This window comes from Solibacillus sp. FSL H8-0523 (assembly GCF_038051985.1).
In the GTDB taxonomy this organism is placed as follows: Bacteria; Bacillota; Bacilli; order Bacillales_A; family Planococcaceae; genus Solibacillus.
The window spans coordinates 2,323,183-2,343,668 of sequence record NZ_CP150291.1; the positions used below are offsets into that span (position 1 = coordinate 2,323,183).

The following is a 20,486-nucleotide window of genomic DNA, read 5'->3' on the forward strand; positions in this document are numbered from 1 at the left end:
GGAGGGTTCGTACAAATGAGTACACGTATTGAAAAAGACTTTTTAGGCACATTAGAAATTCCAAAGGACGTATATTATGGCGTTCAAACAACTCGTGCATTAGAAAATTTCCCAATTACTAAAATGACAATGCATCCTGAATTAATCCGTGCATTTGCCATCGTAAAGAAAAGTTCAGCTTTAGCAAACGCAGCAATCGGTCAATTAGATGAGAAAATTGCCAATGCCATCGCATTAGCAGCAGATGACATTATTGCAGGCAACCTACACGACCAATTCGTTGTAGATCCAATTCAAGGTGGAGCCGGCACTTCGATGAACATGAATGCTAACGAAGTGATTGCAAACCGCGCATTAGAAATTTTAGGGGAAGAAAAAGGGTCATATTCAATCATTAGTCCAAACAGCCACGTTAACATGGCACAATCAACTAATGACGCATTCCCATCAGCAATTCACATCGCAACTGTTTCTACATTAGATAACTTAATTATGGCGATGGAAAATATGCGTGACAGCTTCATCCAAAAATCAGTAGAATTCGACGGCATCGTAAAAATGGGTCGTACGCACTTACAAGACGCAGTTCCTGTACGTTTAGGTCAAGAATTTGGCGCATACGCAGCAGTGGTTGCACGTGATATCGCACGTGTGAAAAAAGCACAGCAAGCCATGCTTCAAATCAACATCGGTGCAACAGCAATCGGTACGGGCTTAAATGCCGATCCAGAATATATGAAATTAGCCGTTGAAAATATTGCAAAATATAGTAACTTCCCATTCGTAAAAGTGGACAACCTAATTGATGGTACACAAAACACAGATACGTACGCAGAAGTTTCATCTATGCTTAAAATTTCAATGATGAACATGTCGAAAATCGCAAATGACTTACGCTTAATGGCTTCAGGTCCGAAAGCTGGTTTTGCTGAAATTCGTTTACCAGAGCGCCAACCAGGTTCTTCAATCATGCCAGGTAAAGTAAACCCGGTAATGCCTGAAGTGATTAACCAAATTGCGTTCCAAGTAATCGGTAACGACGTAACGATTTCACTTGCTTCAGAAGCAGGTCAATTCGAATTAAACGTAATGGAACCAGTACTTGTATTCAACCTATTACAATCAATCGAAATTATGACAAACGGCTTCACGGTATTTACAAAACTTTGCCTAGACCATATCGAAGCAAATGAAGAGCGTATGCATGACTTCGTTGAGCGTTCAATCGGTGTTGTAACAGCTTTAGCGCCTCACTTGGGCTACGAGCGTTCAAGCCAAATCGCACGTGAAGCATTACACAGCGGTAAATCAGTACGTGAATTATGCTTACAATACGAATACTTCACAGTAGAACAATTAGATATTATTTTAAATCCATTTGAATTAACACAACCAGGTATCGCTGGTGAGAAAAAATTAGCGAAAAACTAATTTGATCTGTAAACACCTAGTTAACCTAGATACAGGAAACGCTAGTCCGAGAAAGTCGGGCTAGCGTTTTTTGTTTTTATCCAAATAATTTTTCTTTTGCTAATGTAATCGCACGTTTACTTACTTCTAAACGGTCGCCGTCTGCATTTAACTTCATGACATTCCCGTTTTCTTCAAATATCGATGTGAGTTGTGCTTTTGGCTTTACCCCAACCATCATCATTTGCGGTTCCTTCTTTAGTTCGGAAAGTCCCTCTTTTGCTGCATCAACCTTACTACCATCAATTTTTGGGAATGGCATATTGGCTTCAGGCTGTGATTTACGGCGTGTTTGGTTACTTAAACCAGCACTGCCCGCTCCAACAGAACGAATCATTCACGTTCCCCCTTTTCTACCTTTTCTTTTTTCATTTTATCTGCACGTCGAAACGTCATCTCTGCTTGTACAAACATAAAAATTACTGCTGCTACGATTAAAATGACAACCCACTTACTCAAAATGATTCCTCTTTTCTTCTCTTAGTTCACTTTACTAAAATCTTATTTTTATACAAGTTCTGAAAGGGCTATTTTTTAAGACACCCCTATACATTAGACACTTTTAAACTTCCGGACCCATCGACTATCTTTATGTATTGTATTCTTCATTTCTTTTCTATGGCCATTACAAACAAGTGCCCAATCCATTTCTAGCTCTGAAGCCAAATTCGCATCAGAGCAACAGTTGAAAGGCACAACGAAGCCGTATAGTAAGGTCTTTATCTATGAAAAGTACGCAGTGCCAATAAAACTATTTAAATCAAATCGTGATGGACAATTTTCATTCATGTATTCTGGGAATTATTCACGTATAAGTGGATTCACTTTTTACGTCTTACGGGCTGCTTTGCATGAATCGCTGTACCTTCAAGAGCTTGACTCGCTAGTCGGTCTGCCTCTTCATTTATTTTGCGATCAATATACGTATAAGTTGCGGTAAGCCCGAGCTTTTGCAGTTTCAGGTCGATTTTATCTGCCCAGGAAGCGAGCACATTTTCAGAAACTGCCCATTCCCCGTTCATTTCATTAATAACCACCTGGGAGTCACCATAAATCTCAATTGCTTGATGATGCACTCCAAGCTCCTCCAATTGTTCAATCGCAAATAGAAGGGCTGCGTATTCTGCTTCGTTATTTGACGTTAAATAATCCGCTTGCTGATTCAGGCGAATGCGGTAATGCTGATTCGTTTGTGTAAAGTAAATGACGGCACCTAACCCTGCTACTCGCTGTTCACGGTGAAAGCCTCCATCAAAATAAAGTTGAATCCCATGCGGCTCACTTTCAAGCTCTTGTAAGTATTTTTTCAGTTCCTTCATTGTCCACGTACTATCATGCTCATCCGTAAGCGTCACCTCTTTTAGACGCCCCGTTTTTTGCATATCCTCTACTAATAAATAGGCATGCGCTGCTGGAATCGCTTCACTCTTTAATGTGATTTGCTGTTTTTTCGGCGTTTCGTACAGCCACTCAATCGTTAATCTCAACAAGCTCGCTCCTTTGTTTATAAAAAACTTTGATACATATCATAAATACCACAACGGCTGGGACAAGAACAGGTATCACTAAAAGCCAAAACTGGGCATCTCTTAGCGTTGCCCCTAGTATAAAGCTGCAGGCAACACATTGTAGTAGCAAAATAACGAAGCCAGATGCATAAAATGTCTTCACACCAACATAATGGCGCGCCCAATAGATCGGGATATACCACGGTAAAACAGTAAAACAGTAAATTAAAATCCCCGCGAGCATACTAGAGAGCATTACACCAAGCGTAAAATAATCTGTATGGTTCGATTTTAAAATTGTTAATAAGGCACTCATGCCGGCCAAATACGGTAATAAACCACTTACAATGATTTGCCAACCTTTCATTAGTGTCACCCCATTTCCCATAATTATACCAAACCATACAAGGCTATACAAAAATCCGTCAATACGATATAGTACAGGTGGTGATTTGATGAATATAAAATTTTATGAAAACAACGAAAAACGTATGCTCGGTATCACACTGAAAGATGCCGAACGCCATGAAAACAACAATATGGCGCTGCATGTGTGCCAAAACCGTGCAAACATTTTAGAAAATCGCGACATACTCGCACAAGTACTTGAAACCGATGTAAAACGTTTTGTGTGCGCCAACCAAACACATAGTGCCCATTTCGTTCACATTACGCAAGCCGAAATTGGCCACGGCGCATTTGATGCGGCAAGTGCCATCCCAGACACAGACGCTTTGTACACATATGAGCCGAATGTGGTCATTTCAAGCTTTACCGCGGATTGTGTGCCCGTACTGTTTTACAATGAGAAAACAAATTTAATTGGCGCCATTCATTCTGGATGGCAAGGGACGATTAAAGAAATTACATTCAAGCTAATGCAGCATCTTCAAGCAAATGAAGACTGCGATTTACAAGACGTTCAAGTGATTATTGGCCCTGCCATTAGTCAGGAAAAGTTTGAAGTCGACTCAGATGTATACGAAAAATTCAAAGCGTTAGGCTATGCAGATGCATTTATGTACTTTAACGAAGCAACAAACAAATACCATATCGATAATCAATTAACGGTAAAAACACAATGTGAGCTTGCCGGGATTCCGAGTTCTAATATTACTATTGATCCGATGTGTACCTTTAAAAGTGAAGATGGGTTCTCGCACCGTCAAGACCGCGCGACTGGGCGTCATTTAAGCTTTATTGTGCGCAAAGAGGATTAAAAAACGCATAGAACTGCCCCGCACATGGTTCATCACGCTTACTAGTAGAAGAAATCAATCGTTTTATAAATGGCAAAATCCCCCTAGCGATATCGTTAGAGGGATTTTTCTATTGAACTGAAGCCTTGTTAGAATATAGAGGAGTGTAATAATTACTTTACCGTACCTACTTTTGTCGCTTCTTCCACTTCAATTAAACGACCTGTTTTCACATCGTAAATATATCCATACACCGGGATTGACGGTGGGACTAATGGATGATTACGAACTTTTGCAACATCCTCTACAACACTATCTGCTAAATTACTAATTGTTAAAAAATCAATTTCTTTCCCTTCATTAGAACCTGGCGTTGTCCCAATATCTTTCCACTTACCATCGAATGTTGCTGTATCTAAGCTTGATGCTAATAAGTTGCCCATAATCTCATTCGTAAATAATTCCATGCCGCAATCAGTGTGATGAATGACAAACCATTCCTTTGTTCCAAGCAGTTTATAAGAAATGACTAATGAACGAATCGCGTCATCACTCGCACGGCCTCCCGCATTACGAATTACATGTGCATCTCCCTCTGCTAACCCTGCAAATTTTGCTGGATCTAAACGCGCATCCATACATGTCAAAACCGCAAAGTGACGTGCAGGAGGTAAGGCAAGTCCTCCCTTATCTCCGAAATTTTCTACGTATTGCTCATTTGCCTGAATCACTTCTGCAACTAATTTACTCATCAAAACTCCACCTTTATAATTCTTATTTGTTTACTAAGTTTAATTATAGTTTAATTATTCAGTTTTTTCAATAACACAGAAGAGGGCCCCAGAATTAATTCGTGGACACCCTCTTATTAGAATATATTTAGTCAGAGAAACAATTACTTCTAAACTATAATTTCACGCGTTGCAAGCGCAGTGCATTTAGCACAACCGACACCGAACTAAATGCCATAGCCGCCCCAGCGAGCCAAGGTGCTAAGAAGCCAAGTGCCGCGATTGGAATGCCGATGACGTTATAGGCAAATGCCCAGAACAGGTTTTGCTTAATATTGGTCATCGTTTTACGACTCATTAAAATCGCGTCGGCAATACTGTTTAAGTCGCCGCGAATGAGTGTAATATCCGCTGCTTCCATCGCCACATCAGTACCCGTACCAACAGCCATCCCGATGTCCGCTACCGCTAAAGCCGGCGCGTCGTTAATGCCGTCCCCAACCATCGCGACCTTGTTCCCTTGCTGCTGTAGCTTTTCAACTTGCTGTGCTTTTTGCTCTGGTAATACTTCGGCGATGACTTCATCAATTCCAACTTCTACTGCGATTTTTTGAGCGGTGCGTACATTATCCCCTGTCAGCATCACGACTTTTAAGCCAAGCGCATGTAACCGGGCAACCGCCTCTTTTGAGGTAGCCTTCACCGTATCCGCCACCGCAATCATACCAGCGAGTTGGCCTTCGATCGCGATCAGCATCGCTGTTTTACCATCTTGCTCGTAAGTGATTAATTGCTCTTCGACTGTATCTAAAAGCGTAACATTTCGTGAAGCCATTAGCTTTCTAGTCCCCACAAATACATGCACACCCGCTACGTTTGCTTCAATCCCTAGACCCGGAATCGCTTGAAAATCTGTTGCTTGCTCAAGCGAAATACCGCGCGCTTTCACCCCTTGCACAATCGCTTCTGCTAATGGGTGCTCAGAGGCATTTTCCGCTGTAGCGACTTTTGCAAGGACATCTTGCTCGTTGAAGCCTTCCAACACGATCACATCAGTTAACACTGGCTGGCCATTAGTTACGGTGCCTGTTTTATCGACAACAACAGTATCAATAAAACCGGTTTGTTCTAAATGTTCGCCGCCCTTAAATAAAATACCGAACTGCGCCGCACGCCCAGATCCCGCCATAATGGACGTTGGTGTCGCAAGCCCTAACGCACACGGACAAGCAATGACAAGTACGGCAATCGTTGCTTCAAATGCCGATGTAAAGTCACCCGTGATCAGCCACCAGCTAATAAAGGTCACGACCGCGATGCCTACAACAACTGGCACGAAAATACTTGAAATTTTATCAGCCAAACGTTGAATCGGTGCCTTTGAACCTTGTGCCGCTTCCACAATTTTAATAATTTGTGCAAGCGCGGTGTCAGAGCCAACTTTTAATGCTTTGATTTCAAGTGCCCCGTTTTTATTGATCGTTGCCCCATACAGTAAATCGCCTACCTGTTTTTCAACCGGCAAGCTTTCCCCCGTTAGCATTGATTCATCGACGGCTGATACTCCTGAAAGCACTTCGCCGTCCACTGGGATTTTTTCACCCGGTTTAATTCGTAAGATATCGCCAATTTGCACATGCTCGAGCGCAATTTGCTGCTCCACGCCATCACGCACGACTGTTGCGGATTTTGCTTGCATGCCCATCAGTTGCTTAATTGCTTGTGAGGACTTGCCTTTCGCACGTGCTTCGAACAATTTCCCAAGCAATATGAGTGTAATCAGTACCGCACTGGTTTCAAAGTATAAATGCGGCATATGATTTGTCCCCGCATGCACAAACATTTGATAAATACTATAAAAATACGCCGCGCTCGTTCCCATAACCACGAGAACATCCATATTCGCAGAGCCATTACGTAGCGCTTTATATGCTCCGACATAAAACTGCCAACCGATAACAAATTGCACAGGCGTTGCGAGTACGAGTTGTACCCACGGATTCATTAAAACATCTGGCACATATAAAAAGTTCGTCCATGAAAAATGCCCAACCATCGTCCACAGCAGTGGGAGTGATAAAATAGCCGCAATAGTAAACTTCCATTGTTGCTTTTTAATCGCCCTTTCACGGTGGTCAACCGGCTCTCCTTCAACAACCTTTTCTGCGCCAAAGCCGATTTTTTCAATGCGCTTGATAATATCTGACAACGTCACTTGTGATGGATTAAATTCAACGGTTGCTTTTTCAAGCGCTAAGTTGACATTGGCTACGGCCACGCCATCTAATTTGCCTAGCACTTTTTCGATACGCGCGGAGCACGCCGCACACGTCATGCCGGTAATATTAAGTTCCACTTTGTCTTTTATCACATCATAGCCTAGCGCTTGGATTTTTTGCTCAATTTGCTCGGGTTTTAATGCTTGATTGTCATAAGTTACGGTTGCTTTTTCTAAGGCTAAATTGACGGTTGCCGCTTCAATGCCATCCATGCGATTTAAGCCTTTTTCAATACGCGTCGAGCACGCCGCACAGGTCATCCCTGTTACTTGTAGCGTCACTTCTTTTGTCGCCATTTTCTTCACCTCTTCTATACCTACACGGGGTATATAAATCTTTAAAAAGAAAGGCCCCCTTCTACAAGAGAACCCCATACTCAATCAAATTACAGCACGTCGAAGCCTTGCTCGTCGATTGTTTCTTTAATTTGATCAACTGTTACTGCTGACTCGTCAAATGCTACTGTCACTTTCGCTTCTGCTAAATCCACATTTACTTCCTGTACACCTGCTAAAGCACCAACATTTGTTTCTACAGCTTTCACACAATGACCACACGTCATACCTTGTACATTTAATGTTACGTTTTCCATTATAAATCGCTCCTTATTTTTTCATTAATTTTTGAATCGTGACAACAAGCTCATCTAACACTTCGACGTCGCCTTCGTTTAAACGATCGACGACACAGCCCTTTAAATGACCTTCAAGCAAAATTTTCGCCACACTATTGAGCGCCGATTGAGTTGCCGATAACTGCGTAATAATATCATCACAGTAAACGTCTTTTTCAATCATGCCTTTAATGCCACGGATTTGGCCTTCCACACGGTTGAGCCTCGTCGTTAAATCTTTCTTCACTTGCTCAGGATGATGACTCTTGCGACAGCTTACTTCATGCGTTTCTGGTACTGCATCATTACTCTGCATGCAATCAATCCTCCTAACTTATGTACAGATTAACATACCTATACGGGGTATGTAAAGTGAATGGATTTACTATTTTTATCCAAATATTCATGTTAAACTAGAATTATAAATAGATAGGAGGAACTATTATGAGTACTGCAACGATAAATCAGCAAGACGAAGCATTACAGACTATTGTTCGTTTTGCACCAATGATTAAAAAATTATTCACAGCGGATGTTTATTTGTCCGTTTCAAATTTAACGCACGTTTTAATAGAAATCCCCTCTGCTGAATTAAACACACCTTCAGTTGTTGATAATCGGCCATTAACTGAACAAGATCCGATGATTACGGCTATGCGAAGTAATCGTCCTCAAATCTTAAACCTTCCAAAAGAATTGTATGGGATGGATTTAAAAATAGCGGTTGTCCCAATTACGAATGCAGCTAGTAAGGTCGTTGGTAGCCTTGGTATTAGCTCAAGCATTCAAAATCGTGTGGATTTAGTTGAAATTGCAGAAAAATTTGCGCTTTCCTCTGCCGATATCGGTGCATCCACATTACAACTAACTTCTTCTGCTGATCATTTATCTACATATATGAATACGATTTCGACAGCACAAAGTAATTTAAACAACCAAGTAAATGACTCGGCGAAAATTTTAGACATGATCAATACCGTAGCAAAAAGCACGCGTATTTTAGGATTTAACGCAGGGATTGAGGCGGCTCGTTCAGGTGAGCACGGTAAAGGTTTCGCAGTTGTCGCAAAGGAAATCACAAAGCTTGCCGACCAAAGTGGCGATGCCGTAACGGAAATCCGTCAGCTGCTGGATGCCATGAAGGAAAAGGTAAATGAAGTATCGGAATCAGTTGAACGAACATTAGAAATTTCTGAAACGCAGTCTTCTACGATTCATGTCATTTCCAATTCAATTCGCGAATTAACAGCCGTTGCCGAGCAAATTGATGAATTAGCTTCGAAAATTTAAAAGAACTATTGAAATCCCCTGTGAAATCTATTTGTTTTCACAGGGGATTGCTTACTAGTGGTTCTTAAAAAAGCTGTAAGGAGATAGTTCAATGAATCTTAATATTAATCTAGTATTTCTTTTAAATGGTCTAACTAATATAGTAAATCACTCACACTACTCTTATCTCTTTTTAGGAATATTTCAAACTGTCATCTGTCTTAATAGTATTATGTTGCTTTTCTTTAAAAGAGGTTCTTCGCAAGGCCCATTACATCATATTTCATACCTTTAGATAATCTTGCTTCCCATTCCGAAACCCAATCTCTTCGACCAGTTGAATCTGAATTCGTTTCATACATACTGAAATCTGGTGCTGCTTTATTTCCCATTTGCAATTTCAGAAAATTCCTCAAATGTCGCTTTACGAACATCATATTTCGTTGCAAGGTCGCTATAAACCGCTTATATAATTCAATGCTAGTTTTACTTCGATAAACGAGATGGTAAAAAATAGATTATAATCATTAATATCCCAATTAAGGAGTGTGTTCAAATGAAAAAAATCGTTCTACCTTTTTTGATTAGTCTTCTTTTGGTTGGGTGCAACGGGAAGTTGGGTAATAATGTTGTGATAGAACCACGAGGCTTAATTACTGCGAATGGCGAACGCTATGTAATGATGCCGTTTAATTACGAATGGAAAGAAAATAATATGGAAATAAAACCTCTACGTACTCCCGATAGAGTTAAATTAGCGGATGATTTTGAAACATTAGAAGCCGAAAAAGGAGATACTTTGGAATTTGAAATTGATAAAAACCCTCCTTCCGTTGAGGTGATTAAGGAGAATGAAGATGGCACAATTGAACGTGTTGAAATGAAAGATAATAAGATCATCTTGCCGTCTAAAGAGGGCTATTATATTTATGAACTTAAGGCAAGATGGGATAAAGGAAAAATAACATTTTTATTTGACGTTAATGTGAACTAAGCTTATTAAAATACTGAATTTTTCGGTCATTAGAGAGTGGACTATGGAGGCAAAAAAAAACGGTGGTTCTCTATTAAGCTCAATTGGTTGGTTATCTGTGGAGTTCTTAGCTATTAATTTAATGCCGCCATTTCTTATGTTTTTCCCTATATGCATAGGAATCGTGTTAAGACTGAGATTCTCCCTTGTCGAAAAAATCCTCCGATTGCAGCAGCAGGAAAAATCCAAAAGCCTTATGTTTACAAGGTTAGAGGGAATGGAGAACCCCTACATCAACTCGTTGACTATATTAAAGAAAATGTTAGAGAACAAGATCGAGTAGAATTTAAATGGGATGTTATTGGATGGATGGAACGATTTCAAGGTGTTGGAACTCGTTATTTAGACAACTACCTTTATTGGTTCCGTTGGCTTGAATTAGGAAAAAATTTTCGATAAACGTGTAGAACAAATGCTTATTTCAGCGTGTCAAAAATCCAGCAATACTACTGTTGAAACGCTAAGAAATGCAAAAAAAAAGACCTCATTATAAGAGATCTTTAGGAGTTTTAAAGTCCTTTATTCTTTTACAATTTCTAACTGTTTATAATAGTTGTCTACAATGGTGTGAATATCTGGATTTGAATCGTAATAAGTAATATCAATTTCATTTAGATTAAACTTAGATTCTTTGTCAAAAAGCGTAATACCATATCTCCACCCCTCACGTTTTCCTTGATTTTCTTGTGGAGTAAATTCAATTTCATTAATCAGAGATAAAAATTCACCGATTTGTTCTTGATTAGTTATGGTTTTAGAATAACCAGTTGAACCATCTTGAATGATAACTTTATCTACATTTTCAATTTTTGCATCATTATAAAACTCTTCTAATGATTGCGTTTTTCCATTAGAACAGGCAGAAAGTAATAATAGGCATATTAACAACATTAAGAACAAGTATTTTTTCATATAACCACCTCCATGTTTATTCTACTACAATTAGACGTATCAAATTACAAAAAATTACATTAAATAACGTTCCAAAATAAAAGCTTAGGAATGTTCTACAATTGGTAATTATAAATCCACATTCAAAACGAATGGGGGATTTGTTTTAGGTTGCTTATTCACTAAATGCATATAAACAACACTTTGAAAATTTTCATTTATATGTTAAAAAGAACTAAATGTATTATTTTTATTTATGGAGGGAGAGATATTATTGGGTTTATTTTTTTATTTCAGCGTAATTAGGGATACCATTTTGAACTTTTTTCAAAATGGTATCTGGGTACTTGGCTTTTTTTATCTTTTGTATTTGTTAAGCTAAAACTGAGCCACTAACGCAATTGAAATGAGAGCCACTTTATATCAAAATAACCCTAACTGTTAAAAGTTGGGAGGATATAGAGGTGATCAGTTTGGAGAAAAAGCAATTAGTGCTGATTGAGTACTACCAGCACAAGACAAGCCAACGTCAAATTGCGGAGAAGCTCAAGATGTCACGCAATACCGTTAAAAAATATATAGAGCAGGATCTCGCAGCAAGACAACAAGATACGAGGAATTTACCGGTTACAGACAATTACGTAACGCCTCCGGCTTATAAAAAGCGAAATGGAAAAAAGGTAGCTTTAACAAATACGATTATGAAACGACTTCGTCAAATGATGAAACAGAATGAACAGAAGCGTGAATTAAATATGCATAAGCAACAGTTAAAGATCATTGATATGCATGAAAAGCTTTTGGATGAAGGATTTAAAATTAGCTATACGACCGTTCGCAACTTCGTTAATCGTGAGGAACAAAAGCAGAAAGAAGTATTCATCCGTCAGGATCCAGCTGTAGGTCGTGAGATTGAGTTTGATTGGGGAGAAGTAAAGTTATTTATCGATGGCAAGCTAAGAAGTTTTTCACTAGCAGTATTTACCCTAGCCTATAGTAATGAACGCTATGCACGTCTTTATGAATCTGAAACGATGATTTGCGTACAGGATGCACATGTAAAATGTATAGAAGCATTAGGATTTGTGCCGAATGTTTTTACATATGACAATATGCGAACAGTTGTCAAAAACTTCGTTGGGAATGACCGCTTCATTACCGATGGTATGAAAAGTTTATCCTTACATTATCATTTTCAAATAAGACTTTGTCAGCCTCGTAAAGGAAATGAAAAAGGCCATGTGGAGCGAAGTGTAGAATACATTCGTCGGAAAGCATTTGCGCATCGAGATACGTATATTTCTTTGGAAGAGGCACAGCAATATTTAGTCTCCATCATTGAAAAACTAAATAACCGTCCACATTATTTGAAAGAGAAAACGCATCATGAATTAATGTTAGAAGAAAGAGCTGAACGAGCAGGTAGTTTAACAGCAGCACCGTTTGATCCAGCAGAATTAGTGGAGCTACGTGTGGATAAATATAGTACCGTTACCTATCGTCAAAATCGTTATTCTGTCCCTGAGGGACGTGTAGGAGAATACATTAAGTTGAAAGCTCGCGCAGAAGAAGTGCTTCTATTTAGCGAAGGTGAATGCATCGCGAAGCATAAAAGAAGCTGGCAAGTTCATACTTGGGTGATGAATATCTACCACTATTTAAATACCCTTGAAAAGAAAAAAGGTGCCTTAGCCCAAAGTGAATGTTTGAGCCAAGCACCAAAAGATATAAAAAATATCTACCAACGCTATTATATCGGAAATGAAAAAGATTTTCTAGAGCTGCTTGTCTATGTAAAAGAACGAGATTGCCTAACAAGAGTACTAGAAGTAATTACCGAACTTGAAAAGAACCCTTTGGTTCATATAACAACCGAAAAAATCATTTTCTTAGCAGAGCAGTCAGCTGAAGTACGTACTGTTCTTACTGACCAAGATGATGTCACCAGCCAATCCTTAGATAATTTATCGTCATTAGCAGCATTATTTCATTCTAAAGGAACAGGAGTGATTCATTAATGGACAAGCAAACAGAAATGATTGAAATGTGTAAAGAACTACGTTTACCAAGTATTCGCTATTTACTTGAACAGGAAGCCATATTTGAGCAGCATTCCTCGCCGGCCGAGTTTATGTATTTCGCTTTAAAACAGGAAATGGAGGACCGATACGTTCGAGCAAAAGCTAACCGAATCCGATTAGCGAACTTCCCAGAAAAAAAGCTTTTAGAGGAATTAGATGTAGAGGCACTGCCGCAAAATGCGGCGGTTCGCCTTCCCCATTTGAAAGAACTAAAGTTTATTCAAGAGAAGCAGAATGTATTATTAATTGGATCCCCTGGTACCGGTAAAACCCATCTTGCGATTGGATTAGGAATTGAAGCCTGTTTAGCAGGCTATAAAGTGTATTTCACAAGTGTAGCCTCACTTGTGAATCAATTAAAAGAGAGCCGTTCAGCAAGAACGTTACGCTCATTTGAACTGAAATTTGAGAAGTATGATTTAGTCATTATTGATGAATTAGGTTACATTTCATTTGATAAAGAAGGAGCAGAGCTTCTTTTCACACACTTATCATTACGTGCTGGTCGGGCAGCGACCATTATTACAAGTAATCTAACATTTGAGCGATGGGAAGAAGTATTCCACGATCCAGTACTAACTTCAGCTTTAACTGATCGACTCACACATCGAGCACACATCATCAACATGGTCGGTAGCTCATACCGTATTTTGGAGACGAAAGAATGGATGGAACAGAGCAACTTTTAAGTGGCTCATATTTTAATTAATAAATGGCTCAATTTTTAGTTGCGAAATACAATCTTTTACTTAAGATATTCGAAAATGCTAAACTTAAGCATTTTTCTAAGTATGTTATAGCCATTGTTTTAGTAATATTGTTTATCAACGCCATTTGGGTAAATATAGATAGATTAAAATATATCAACCCATAGGAACTCATTATAAAATGGATTTATAGTACATACAAAATACAACTAAAAAACTTTCCCAAATAAAAGTTTGGGAATACACCAAAAAGGCATGAACGTTGATTTATGAACTGCACCCCGTCAAGTAGACAGTGGAAATAATAAAAATTCATTAAGCGGCTTGAGACCTGAATTCTATAGGACTCAGGCCGTTTAATGTTTCTTGATATCGTTCGTTGTTATAAAATTTTATGTACGCATCAATCGCATATTTTAACTCTTCGTACGTCTCAAATTTGTGTAAATAATACTTCTCTACTTTTAGAGTCCCCCAAAACGCTAAAGTAGGAGAATGGAAAATTTATGTTAAAATCTTAATATGGTATTGGAATATTTCTATTAACCTAATGGGCAGTTTTGTTGAATAAGGGTAGTTTGAAATTTTTAATAAAAAAGGGAGGAACACAATGAGAAAATCATGTTATATACTTTTATTTTCCAGTTTCTTTTTATCAATAATGATAATAAGTAATACAGTTGCTGCTACAAGTTGGGTTGAATTAAAACCACAAGAGGTTGTTGATAGATCAGAAGTTATTATTACTGGTAAATACGACTTTACAAGTAAGCCGAAACCGAGTGGATTTGTTTTTCAAGGTTTAGGCTTCAACATTAAAAATGTTTATAAGGGAGATGTTTCTGAGCAAATTATTACAGCAGGTATTGACTATAATGATGTAGGCTGGGCAGAGGAATTTCAGAATGAAGAGGGAGAATTTCTTTTATTATTAGAAAAAAGTAAGGATGCTGATTTCCTAATACCAGTTGGAGGTCCAAATGGTATGATTCAAGTTTACAACGGAAAAGTGGAGGAATCAAATGATGAAAGAAGGGCATTTTTCGAAGATTTTCTAAAATCACAACCTCAAAAAACAATTGAAAAAAAAGTTGAAAACAATAATGATAGTCAGAATAATAATCCGTACCTACTCTTATATGTAAGTGCAAGTATTTTAGTTGGTATGGCAGTATTAATCCTACTTTATCGCTATAAAAGAAAAAAATAATTTTTACTAACGATAAACTTTAGTTTAACAAACACAGTGATTAATACCGAAAAAACGCTCAGGTTAACTGAGCGTTTTTGCATGCTAATTTACTGTTAAAATGTATGTTAATTGGTTTGCTAATTACGTTACTTTTAGGGTTTTTCTCCCCATCAACCGAACCCGTTATGTTTTTTATAATCCTTTTCATTTTTTAGGCAAGTTTTCACAATTTCAATTCGTTCTTCTAAAGTGGTTTTTCTTCCTTTAGTCATAGTTTGGGTCATCCTTTGATTCGAGTCTTTTAATTCACTATGACTATTATATTTTTTTAACCACCTGTTGAATACAGTTTGACCACTGATTCCATACTTGACCATGAGCTCGTGCTTTGAATAATTTCCTGTTAAGTAATCTTCAATGGCGTTTCTTTTCAATTCTTCAGGATAGATTTTATTTTTTGCAGGACAAAGTAATGCGTTTATGCCCCCGAATTGATATTTAGCTTGCCATTCATATAAGTTCCTTACATTCACATTGAACATGCGACAAATTTCTCTTACAGAGTAACGACCTTCCTCCAAGTATTTAAGAGCCGAAATCTTCGTATCTATTGAAAATGTTTTATTAGACAAAAAAATGCCCCCATTCGATAAACAGATTTTATTTTTTAATCTGTCTACCTAATGGGGAGCATATCATTTAACAGCGTTTGTGCCTTTTCATTTTGAACATTGTTTATGTGTTGTTTTATATATTTTTACTAAAAGCCAGTGCCAGCAACTATTGGAGCTTATTTGTGGGATATTACAACGCTGATCCCGTTGCATGAAATCGTGCATATTCTCCAACCCTTAATCGTGTGTTTCTCTACTGTAAACTTTAGTTAGCAAGTAAATTCTCCTATCCAATTTCCCTCTAAATCGTTATTCTTTTAGAAAGCAGGACCCGTAAGACTTAGGCGTCACCGTTTTTTTGGATTACCCCATAATGAAATTTTGCACTTAAACGCACGTCACGCATAAAGCCGTAGCGTTCAAACCACTCCGACTCGTAATGCGCCTTTAACACGACACGCTTTCTCGCCACGCGCTTTGCCTCGGCTACCCAGTCATCACTTAACGCAATATGGCTGCCCGCATGACGCAGCGCCTCGAAATTCGTGGATTCTTCGATGATTTGCTCAAACATCGGGTCCATGTACACCACATCAAAGCTATTATCCAGCTGTTGCTGTAAGTATGTAAGCGCATCTGCGTGAATCACTTCGATGTGACGCATACAAGCCGTTAACGGAAGCTCGGTCGTATCATACGTCTTCATCCCATTTTTCACGATGAACGCCACGTTTTGATCCGCTTCAAGGCCCGTCACTTTGCCCGCTTCGCCTACTGTAAAGGCCGCAAGCAAGCTATCGGAACCAATGCCGAGCGTACAATCTAAAAACGAATCCCCCTGCTTTAAGTTACATGCAGTCAAAAGCGGCTCCTGTTCCCCGCGCGCCACACGCTTTAAGCGAAACGCTGCTGAATTCGGATGAAAAAAGAAAGGCGCCTCAGCACCTTTCGCATAATATTCATAACGATTTTTACCAGCTACGATGACGTTCGCATCATAAATTTCCGATAATTTCTTAACTGAACGCTTTTGACGCGGAATGATTGTTGCACCGAGTTCGCTACTCGCAAACTCAGCAAGCTTCAAAGATTCCTCATCAGGTCGCCCAGCTGTTGTGACAATCGTTACTCGGCACATACTTGCTTTAGTACGCCTTCTAAATGGTCACGAATTTGCTCCATTGGGAAGCCTTCGATTTGTTCACGTGGAATGAAGTACGCTAATTGACCGTCTTTTAAAATGGCCATTGATGGCGAGCTTGGTGGCACTTCATCAAAATAACCGCGCATTGCCATTGTTGCTTCTGGATCTTGACCCGCAAAGACCGTTACTAAATTGTCCGGCTTCACCTCTGCCACCGCTTCACGCGCTGCTGGACGTGCTAAACCTGCCGCACACCCACATACTGAGTTGATGACAACTAAAGAAGTCCCTTTTGTTTCCGCCATAAATTCATGAACGCTATCTGCTGTTGTTAATTGTGTAAATCCTGCACTTTCAAGCTCCGTACGCATTGGCTGCGTCACTTGGCGCATGTATTCATCGTAAGCATTCATATTATCTACCTCTTTCATATCTATTCACAAACGTAATTATATCAGTGTTTTTCACTGTTGTATAATGTTTGAACTTCAAAAATATTCATGCTTATTCAGAATTTTGGTTGCTTTTATGTTGCTTTGGTTGCTTTTTCGTTGTCTTATTTAATATCAATTTAAAACAAACCTAACGAATAAAATTCCGTTAGGTTTGTTTTAACTTTTTATTCTTCTATTTTTCAATTAACGAATGTACATCATCTTTAATCTAATGTATATTTCATCATTCACAAGCCCAACCATCACCATCTCTGTCGAACTTCTTTTCGTAAGCTGGATGGCTTGATGAAATACCTGATGGATAAACTTTTTTCAACTCAGAACAATTCTTAAATCCAGTTTGTACTGGCTCTGGTGTTGGAGTCGGCTCTGGTGTTGAAGTCGGCTCTGGTGTTGGAGTCGGTTCTGGTGTTGGAGTCGGCTCTGGTGTTGGAGTCGGCTCTGGTGTTGGAATCGGCTCTGGTGTTGGAGTCGGCTCTGGTGTTGGAGTCGGCTCTGGTGTTGGAGTCGGCTCTGGTGTTGGAGTTTCATTTGAAGTGATCTTAATTGTTTTAGTAATTTGATTCCATTCAACACCGGCCCCTAATGCTTCACTAATAAAACGTAGTGGTACTAAGGTGCTGCCGCTTACAACTTGTGCTGGCACTGAAATACTAACATTTTTACCGTTAACTTTTGTTGTAGTAGAACCTATCTTCAACCATACCGTTGTATCACCTTTTTTAGCGTCGATAGTTTTTGCTGATTCATTCCAACTAACTGACGCTCCTAACGCTTCAAAAATCCCACGTAAGGGTACTAATGTAGATCCACCTTTGATAATAGCTTTATCGCTATACGATTGTTTATTTCCATTAACTTGAATAGAAATATTATTTGAAGCACTAGTACTATCAACGTTACTAAATGAAACCGTCGATAAGACTAGTAGCGCCATAATAAATATTTTTAATTTTTTCACAATTTACCTCCCAATATTTTACTTACCATCCTATTATGTTATAAAAAACGCTGCACATCAATAATAAGAATGTTGCATTCAATAAAATAAAAATAGCCCTCCACAGATAAATTGTGGAAGGCTTTACTTATGACTATTCATGATGTTTACTCCTTATTGTCTATTCGTCTCGTCATAACTCACTTCAAGGACTTCCGCTTTGGGCCTTGATTTAAGTATTTCAATAGCATCAATACCCATTTCGTGAAGCTTAGCCAATTGCATTTCCGTCGTTACTTTTGCGTTAATATCATCAAAAACAATACATGTTACATCGGTTTTTCTTCTGCCATTTTTATTATGTAAAAACCGCACCACCATAACCAACATAATTTCCACCTCCCTTTCAACTAAATTACAATAAACTAGAAATAAAGTAAATGAAATATGCGAAACTGTCGATTTCGAGTTTTTTACTGTTCAGGCTTGCGGTACTCCATGCCTAGTAATCGCTTAGTTTCTTCCATTACCCCATTGCGGATGGCGATGTTTGAGTAGCGACGAACTTCTGAATGGCCACGGAACAAAATGGTGTATTCAGTTACTAAATCATCGGCTCCTGTTTTTTCGACCTTACACCCGGCTTTGTATAAAAGGTCGCGGTTGGCTTTCATCTCCTCGAAAACCCGCTTACTTTGTAGGTCATACCATTGCTCAAATACTGGCGCCATTTTAAGCTGACCGATGTACTGGCGGTCACGTTCAAGCGTCTTTAATGTCATATCCAAAATGATGTAATTGTGTATTGGTGTTGCTAGTTTCATTAAATCCGTAAGCATTCAAAACCATCCTTTTTAGATTTAATTATAGAACAAACGTTCTTATTTTACTACAAAAAAAGCCCAGCACCAATGCGATACCAGGCTTTGAATTATTTTGCAGTAGCTAAACGCTGATTAACAATCACTTTAAGGCCATCGTAATCACCGTTTGTCATTTCGCCCCTATCGAACTTATCAACCCATGATTTATCAATAAGACCTTTACCTACGAATTGTACCAGCTCGTCGCGAACGGCTGATTTTGTTGCTGAAGAACTGAATTGCATAATGTTTGCATCTCCTTTTTCCACTGAATTTTTTTTGCCTGAGACTCCGATTTGATGTGCTGCATTTGCTCGAGCGCGATACTTTGCAAATGTACCATCACGGCGCAAAATCAGCTCTGGACAATACTTACTGCTCCAATCTTGGTGCGGTCGTACGTTTTTAGCTGACAAATTGTAATATCGCATCAAATGGACCGTAAGAGCGATTGCGTTTTCTTCTGCCTGATCATAACTTTTTTGGTCACTGTGCATACAAATTTCAAGGCCGATTGATTTGCTGTTGCCAGACCCTTTTGCACCATCACCACAATGCCACGCCGTCTCATTGAACGGAATATGAATGTAAATGTATTCTTCGTCAATCGCAACGTGCCACGATACGTGTGAGGTTTCGCGTACGGGCTTACCAGCTAAGCTGTGTATTAGATTGTTGTGAGCTTTTGCATTAGCGCCTTTACCACGGTTGCCCGTGTTGTGAATCGTCACATACTGCGGTTTCATGGATGTGCATGGTCGAATTTCTGGGTTACCTTTTTTGATGATGTCGATAACGACTGTTGCTTTCCCGATTTTATCACCTGTTTTAAGTCCAGCTACTGCGTAGGTCATTTTAACTCACCTTCCTTTTTCCCGACAGCTTTAAGTGCATCAAATGTGCCACTAGCTGCAAGTCCAGCAATTAAACCACCCACGATCATGTAATAAAGCTCATAAGTGCTAAGCGGCCAAACAATTAGGGCAATTAAAATACCGATCACAATAGATGTAATCGGTAAGAAACGTGCCGGAATTTTAAATGTTTTTTTGACTACCTCAACTACTGCCGTGACAATTGCTACCAGTGTAATTGCTACTAAAATTAATCCTGTTAAATCCATGCTTATGCACTCTCCTTGTTCACTGTTTTTTCAAGCATTTCTAAACGGTTATTCGTTTCTGTTTTTAATTCGTGTAAATTATTTTGCACCCCTGTAATTGCTACAATCATTTCTTTTTGTGTATCGACCAAACTGCTTGTTGCCTCGATTGATTTATCTAGCTGAAAATTCAACTTTTCTTCGCGCTTTGCTGATTCCTCTCGATGCGTAGTGTCTAGCTTTACCAACCATTTTAATGTGTAGCCACCGATGCCGATTAATGCAACCAGTAATACGCCGACTAAATATGCCCACGGATTACTACTGGTTGCCATTTGCTCAGGTATCTTTGTACCGATTAATGATGCCATATAAAACATTGCCCTAACCCTCCT

26 protein-coding genes and 2 pseudogenes are annotated in these 20,486 nt (G+C 39.0%); 8 read left to right on the top strand and 20 right to left on the bottom strand.

The features are described 5' to 3' along the window. Positions 1-15: 15 nt before the first annotated feature. The gene (aspA, locus tag NSQ62_RS11460) at positions 16-1,431 is read left to right on the top strand and encodes an aspartate ammonia-lyase (protein WP_341320276.1); all 1,416 of its coding nucleotides are present in this window, start codon (positions 16-18) and stop codon (positions 1,429-1,431) included. A 76-nt stretch (positions 1,432-1,507) separates the two neighbouring features. Here aspA and NSQ62_RS11465 read toward each other — a convergent pair whose 3' ends face one another. The 4 genes from NSQ62_RS11465 to NSQ62_RS11480 form a co-directional block, all read right to left on the bottom strand. Next, positions 1,508-1,807, bottom strand: a complete 300-nt coding sequence (locus NSQ62_RS11465) for a DNA primase (protein ID WP_341320277.1) — start codon at positions 1,805-1,807, stop codon at positions 1,508-1,510. Beyond that, positions 1,804-1,929: a hypothetical protein gene (locus NSQ62_RS11470; protein WP_341320278.1), complete on the bottom strand. Its 126-nt coding sequence runs from the start codon at positions 1,927-1,929 to the stop codon at positions 1,804-1,806. The genes NSQ62_RS11465 and NSQ62_RS11470 overlap by 4 nt, the downstream gene beginning before the upstream one ends. Positions 1,930-2,291: 362 nt before the next feature. After that, entirely contained in the window at positions 2,292-2,957 is a 666-nt protein-coding gene (locus NSQ62_RS11475; protein ID WP_341320279.1) for a reverse transcriptase-like protein, read from the bottom strand. Then, complete coding sequence (locus tag NSQ62_RS11480; protein WP_341320280.1) at positions 2,941-3,345, bottom strand: hypothetical protein; 405 nt, start codon at positions 3,343-3,345, stop codon at positions 2,941-2,943. Before NSQ62_RS11480 ends, NSQ62_RS11475 begins: the two co-directional genes overlap by 17 nt. A gap of 88 nt (positions 3,346-3,433) precedes the next feature. Between NSQ62_RS11480 and pgeF the strand changes: the two genes are divergently transcribed. After that, positions 3,434-4,198 carry a peptidoglycan editing factor PgeF gene (gene pgeF, locus NSQ62_RS11485; RefSeq protein WP_341320281.1) on the top strand — a complete coding sequence of 255 codons (765 nt, stop codon included), beginning with the start codon at positions 3,434-3,436 and terminating at the stop codon, positions 4,196-4,198. Positions 4,199-4,350: 152 nt separating this feature from the next. Here the strand turns inward: pgeF and NSQ62_RS11490 are convergent, their stop codons facing one another. From NSQ62_RS11490 to NSQ62_RS11505, 4 genes are all read right to left on the bottom strand, one after another. Next, entirely contained in the window at positions 4,351-4,929 is a 579-nt protein-coding gene (locus NSQ62_RS11490) for a carbonic anhydrase (protein ID WP_341320282.1), read from the bottom strand. A 154-nt stretch (positions 4,930-5,083) separates the two neighbouring features. Further along, positions 5,084-7,483, bottom strand: coding sequence for a heavy metal translocating P-type ATPase (locus tag NSQ62_RS11495; RefSeq protein WP_341320283.1), 2,400 nt, complete (start codon positions 7,481-7,483; stop codon positions 5,084-5,086). A gap of 89 nt (positions 7,484-7,572) precedes the next feature. Then, positions 7,573-7,779, bottom strand: a complete 207-nt coding sequence (copZ, locus tag NSQ62_RS11500; RefSeq protein ID WP_341320284.1) for a copper chaperone CopZ — start codon at positions 7,777-7,779, stop codon at positions 7,573-7,575. A 13-nt stretch (positions 7,780-7,792) separates the two neighbouring features. Next, positions 7,793-8,116 (bottom strand): metal-sensitive transcriptional regulator, encoded by a 324-nt coding sequence (locus NSQ62_RS11505; RefSeq protein WP_341320285.1) that lies wholly within the window; start codon positions 8,114-8,116, stop codon positions 7,793-7,795. Between the two features lie 128 nt (positions 8,117-8,244). Here NSQ62_RS11505 and NSQ62_RS11510 point away from each other — a divergent pair, with 128 nt between their 5' ends. Next, entirely contained in the window at positions 8,245-9,090 is an 846-nt protein-coding gene (locus NSQ62_RS11510; protein ID WP_341320286.1) for a methyl-accepting chemotaxis protein, read from the top strand. Between the two features lie 224 nt (positions 9,091-9,314). Here NSQ62_RS11510 and NSQ62_RS11515 read toward each other — a convergent pair whose 3' ends face one another. Continuing rightward, positions 9,315-9,467 (bottom strand): hypothetical protein, encoded by a 153-nt coding sequence (locus tag NSQ62_RS11515; protein ID WP_341320287.1) that lies wholly within the window; start codon positions 9,465-9,467, stop codon positions 9,315-9,317. Between the two features lie 158 nt (positions 9,468-9,625). Here NSQ62_RS11515 and NSQ62_RS11520 point away from each other — a divergent pair, with 158 nt between their 5' ends. Further along, positions 9,626-10,063: a hypothetical protein gene (locus tag NSQ62_RS11520; protein WP_341320288.1), complete on the top strand. Its 438-nt coding sequence runs from the start codon at positions 9,626-9,628 to the stop codon at positions 10,061-10,063. A 345-nt stretch (positions 10,064-10,408) separates the two neighbouring features. Further along, positions 10,409-10,595 (top strand): annotated as a pseudogene (locus tag NSQ62_RS11525) (IS1595 family transposase); the annotation flags it as partial. A gap of 26 nt (positions 10,596-10,621) precedes the next feature. Here NSQ62_RS11525 and NSQ62_RS11530 read toward each other — a convergent pair. Further along, complete coding sequence (locus tag NSQ62_RS11530; protein WP_341320289.1) at positions 10,622-11,014, bottom strand: hypothetical protein; 393 nt, start codon at positions 11,012-11,014, stop codon at positions 10,622-10,624. A gap of 443 nt (positions 11,015-11,457) precedes the next feature. Here NSQ62_RS11530 and istA point away from each other — a divergent pair, with 443 nt between their 5' ends. Further along, positions 11,458-13,011, top strand: a complete 1,554-nt coding sequence (istA, locus tag NSQ62_RS11535; RefSeq protein WP_341320290.1) for an IS21 family transposase — start codon at positions 11,458-11,460, stop codon at positions 13,009-13,011. Continuing rightward, entirely contained in the window at positions 13,011-13,763 is a 753-nt protein-coding gene (gene istB, locus NSQ62_RS11540; RefSeq protein WP_341320291.1) for an IS21-like element helper ATPase IstB, read from the top strand. Before istA ends, istB begins: the two co-directional genes overlap by 1 nt. A 333-nt stretch (positions 13,764-14,096) precedes the next feature. On the opposite strand, the pseudogene NSQ62_RS11545 reads toward istB, so the two are convergent. Continuing rightward, positions 14,097-14,285, bottom strand: a pseudogene (locus NSQ62_RS11545) (IS3 family transposase); the annotation flags it as partial. Positions 14,286-14,391: 106 nt separating this feature from the next. On the opposite strand from NSQ62_RS11545, the gene NSQ62_RS11550 reads away from it, so the two are divergent. Beyond that, complete coding sequence (locus NSQ62_RS11550; protein ID WP_341320292.1) at positions 14,392-14,991, top strand: hypothetical protein; 600 nt, start codon at positions 14,392-14,394, stop codon at positions 14,989-14,991. A gap of 152 nt (positions 14,992-15,143) precedes the next feature. Here the strand turns inward: NSQ62_RS11550 and NSQ62_RS11555 are convergent, their stop codons facing one another. From NSQ62_RS11555 to NSQ62_RS11595, 9 genes are all read right to left on the bottom strand, one after another. Further along, positions 15,144-15,605, bottom strand: coding sequence for a helix-turn-helix domain-containing protein (locus NSQ62_RS11555; protein WP_341320293.1), 462 nt, complete (start codon positions 15,603-15,605; stop codon positions 15,144-15,146). Positions 15,606-15,927: 322 nt separating this feature from the next. Continuing rightward, positions 15,928-16,725 (bottom strand): class I SAM-dependent methyltransferase, encoded by a 798-nt coding sequence (locus NSQ62_RS11560; protein WP_341320294.1) that lies wholly within the window; start codon positions 16,723-16,725, stop codon positions 15,928-15,930. Beyond that, on the bottom strand, positions 16,713-17,144 hold the full coding sequence (locus tag NSQ62_RS11565) for a BrxA/BrxB family bacilliredoxin (protein WP_341320295.1): 432 nt from the start codon (positions 17,142-17,144) through the stop codon (positions 16,713-16,715). Before NSQ62_RS11565 ends, NSQ62_RS11560 begins: the two co-directional genes overlap by 13 nt. Positions 17,145-17,409: 265 nt before the next feature. Next, positions 17,410-18,147, bottom strand: a complete 738-nt coding sequence (locus NSQ62_RS11570; RefSeq protein ID WP_341320296.1) for a stalk domain-containing protein — start codon at positions 18,145-18,147, stop codon at positions 17,410-17,412. Positions 18,148-18,300: 153 nt separating this feature from the next. After that, a complete protein-coding gene (locus tag NSQ62_RS11575) occupies positions 18,301-18,516 on the bottom strand; it encodes a hypothetical protein (protein WP_341320297.1) in 216 nt (71 codons plus the stop codon). Positions 18,517-18,599: 83 nt separating this feature from the next. After that, positions 18,600-18,965, bottom strand: a complete 366-nt coding sequence (locus NSQ62_RS11580) for a hypothetical protein (RefSeq protein ID WP_341320298.1) — start codon at positions 18,963-18,965, stop codon at positions 18,600-18,602. Between the two features lie 92 nt (positions 18,966-19,057). Continuing rightward, positions 19,058-19,843: an N-acetylmuramoyl-L-alanine amidase gene (locus NSQ62_RS11585; RefSeq protein ID WP_341320299.1), complete on the bottom strand. Its 786-nt coding sequence runs from the start codon at positions 19,841-19,843 to the stop codon at positions 19,058-19,060. Next, positions 19,840-20,112 carry a holin gene (locus tag NSQ62_RS11590; protein ID WP_341320300.1) on the bottom strand — a complete coding sequence of 91 codons (273 nt, stop codon included), beginning with the start codon at positions 20,110-20,112 and terminating at the stop codon, positions 19,840-19,842. Before NSQ62_RS11590 ends, NSQ62_RS11585 begins: the two co-directional genes overlap by 4 nt. A 2-nt stretch (positions 20,113-20,114) precedes the next feature. Continuing rightward, positions 20,115-20,471, bottom strand: a complete 357-nt coding sequence (locus NSQ62_RS11595; RefSeq protein ID WP_341320301.1) for a hypothetical protein — start codon at positions 20,469-20,471, stop codon at positions 20,115-20,117. Positions 20,472-20,486 lie beyond the last annotated feature (15 nt).

Bases quoted from the DNA above. Each gene is read 5' to 3' on its own strand.
- NSQ62_RS11590 (WP_341320300.1), bottom strand. From the start codon at position 20,112: ATGGATTTAACAGGATTAATTTTAGTAGCAATTACACTGGTAGCAATT.
- NSQ62_RS11490 (WP_341320282.1), bottom strand. From the start codon at position 4,929: ATGAGTAAATTAGTTGCAGAAGTGATTCAGGCAAATGAGCAATACGTA.
- NSQ62_RS11480 (WP_341320280.1), bottom strand. From the start codon at position 3,345: ATGAAAGGTTGGCAAATCATTGTAAGTGGTTTATTACCGTATTTGGCC.
- NSQ62_RS11585 (WP_341320299.1), bottom strand. From the start codon at position 19,843: ATGACCTACGCAGTAGCTGGACTTAAAACAGGTGATAAAATCGGGAAA.
- NSQ62_RS11565 (WP_341320295.1), bottom strand. From the start codon at position 17,144: ATGAATGCTTACGATGAATACATGCGCCAAGTGACGCAGCCAATGCGT.
- copZ (WP_341320284.1), bottom strand. From the start codon at position 7,779: ATGGAAAACGTAACATTAAATGTACAAGGTATGACGTGTGGTCATTGT.
- NSQ62_RS11465 (WP_341320277.1), bottom strand. From the start codon at position 1,807: ATGATTCGTTCTGTTGGAGCGGGCAGTGCTGGTTTAAGTAACCAAACA.
- NSQ62_RS11580 (WP_341320298.1), bottom strand. From the start codon at position 18,965: ATGCTTACGGATTTAATGAAACTAGCAACACCAATACACAATTACATC.
- NSQ62_RS11495 (WP_341320283.1), bottom strand. From the start codon at position 7,483: ATGGCGACAAAAGAAGTGACGCTACAAGTAACAGGGATGACCTGTGCG.
- istB (WP_341320291.1), top strand. From the start codon at position 13,011: ATGGACAAGCAAACAGAAATGATTGAAATGTGTAAAGAACTACGTTTA.
- NSQ62_RS11595 (WP_341320301.1), bottom strand. From the start codon at position 20,471: ATGTTTTATATGGCATCATTAATCGGTACAAAGATACCTGAGCAAATG.
- NSQ62_RS11560 (WP_341320294.1), bottom strand. From the start codon at position 16,725: ATGTGCCGAGTAACGATTGTCACAACAGCTGGGCGACCTGATGAGGAA.
- NSQ62_RS11530 (WP_341320289.1), bottom strand. From the start codon at position 11,014: ATGAAAAAATACTTGTTCTTAATGTTGTTAATATGCCTATTATTACTT.
- NSQ62_RS11510 (WP_341320286.1), top strand. From the start codon at position 8,245: ATGAGTACTGCAACGATAAATCAGCAAGACGAAGCATTACAGACTATT.
- NSQ62_RS11505 (WP_341320285.1), bottom strand. From the start codon at position 8,116: ATGCAGAGTAATGATGCAGTACCAGAAACGCATGAAGTAAGCTGTCGC.
- NSQ62_RS11575 (WP_341320297.1), bottom strand. From the start codon at position 18,516: ATGTTGGTTATGGTGGTGCGGTTTTTACATAATAAAAATGGCAGAAGA.
- NSQ62_RS11550 (WP_341320292.1), top strand. From the start codon at position 14,392: ATGAGAAAATCATGTTATATACTTTTATTTTCCAGTTTCTTTTTATCA.
- aspA (WP_341320276.1), top strand. From the start codon at position 16: ATGAGTACACGTATTGAAAAAGACTTTTTAGGCACATTAGAAATTCCA.
- NSQ62_RS11520 (WP_341320288.1), top strand. From the start codon at position 9,626: ATGAAAAAAATCGTTCTACCTTTTTTGATTAGTCTTCTTTTGGTTGGG.
- pgeF (WP_341320281.1), top strand. From the start codon at position 3,434: ATGAATATAAAATTTTATGAAAACAACGAAAAACGTATGCTCGGTATC.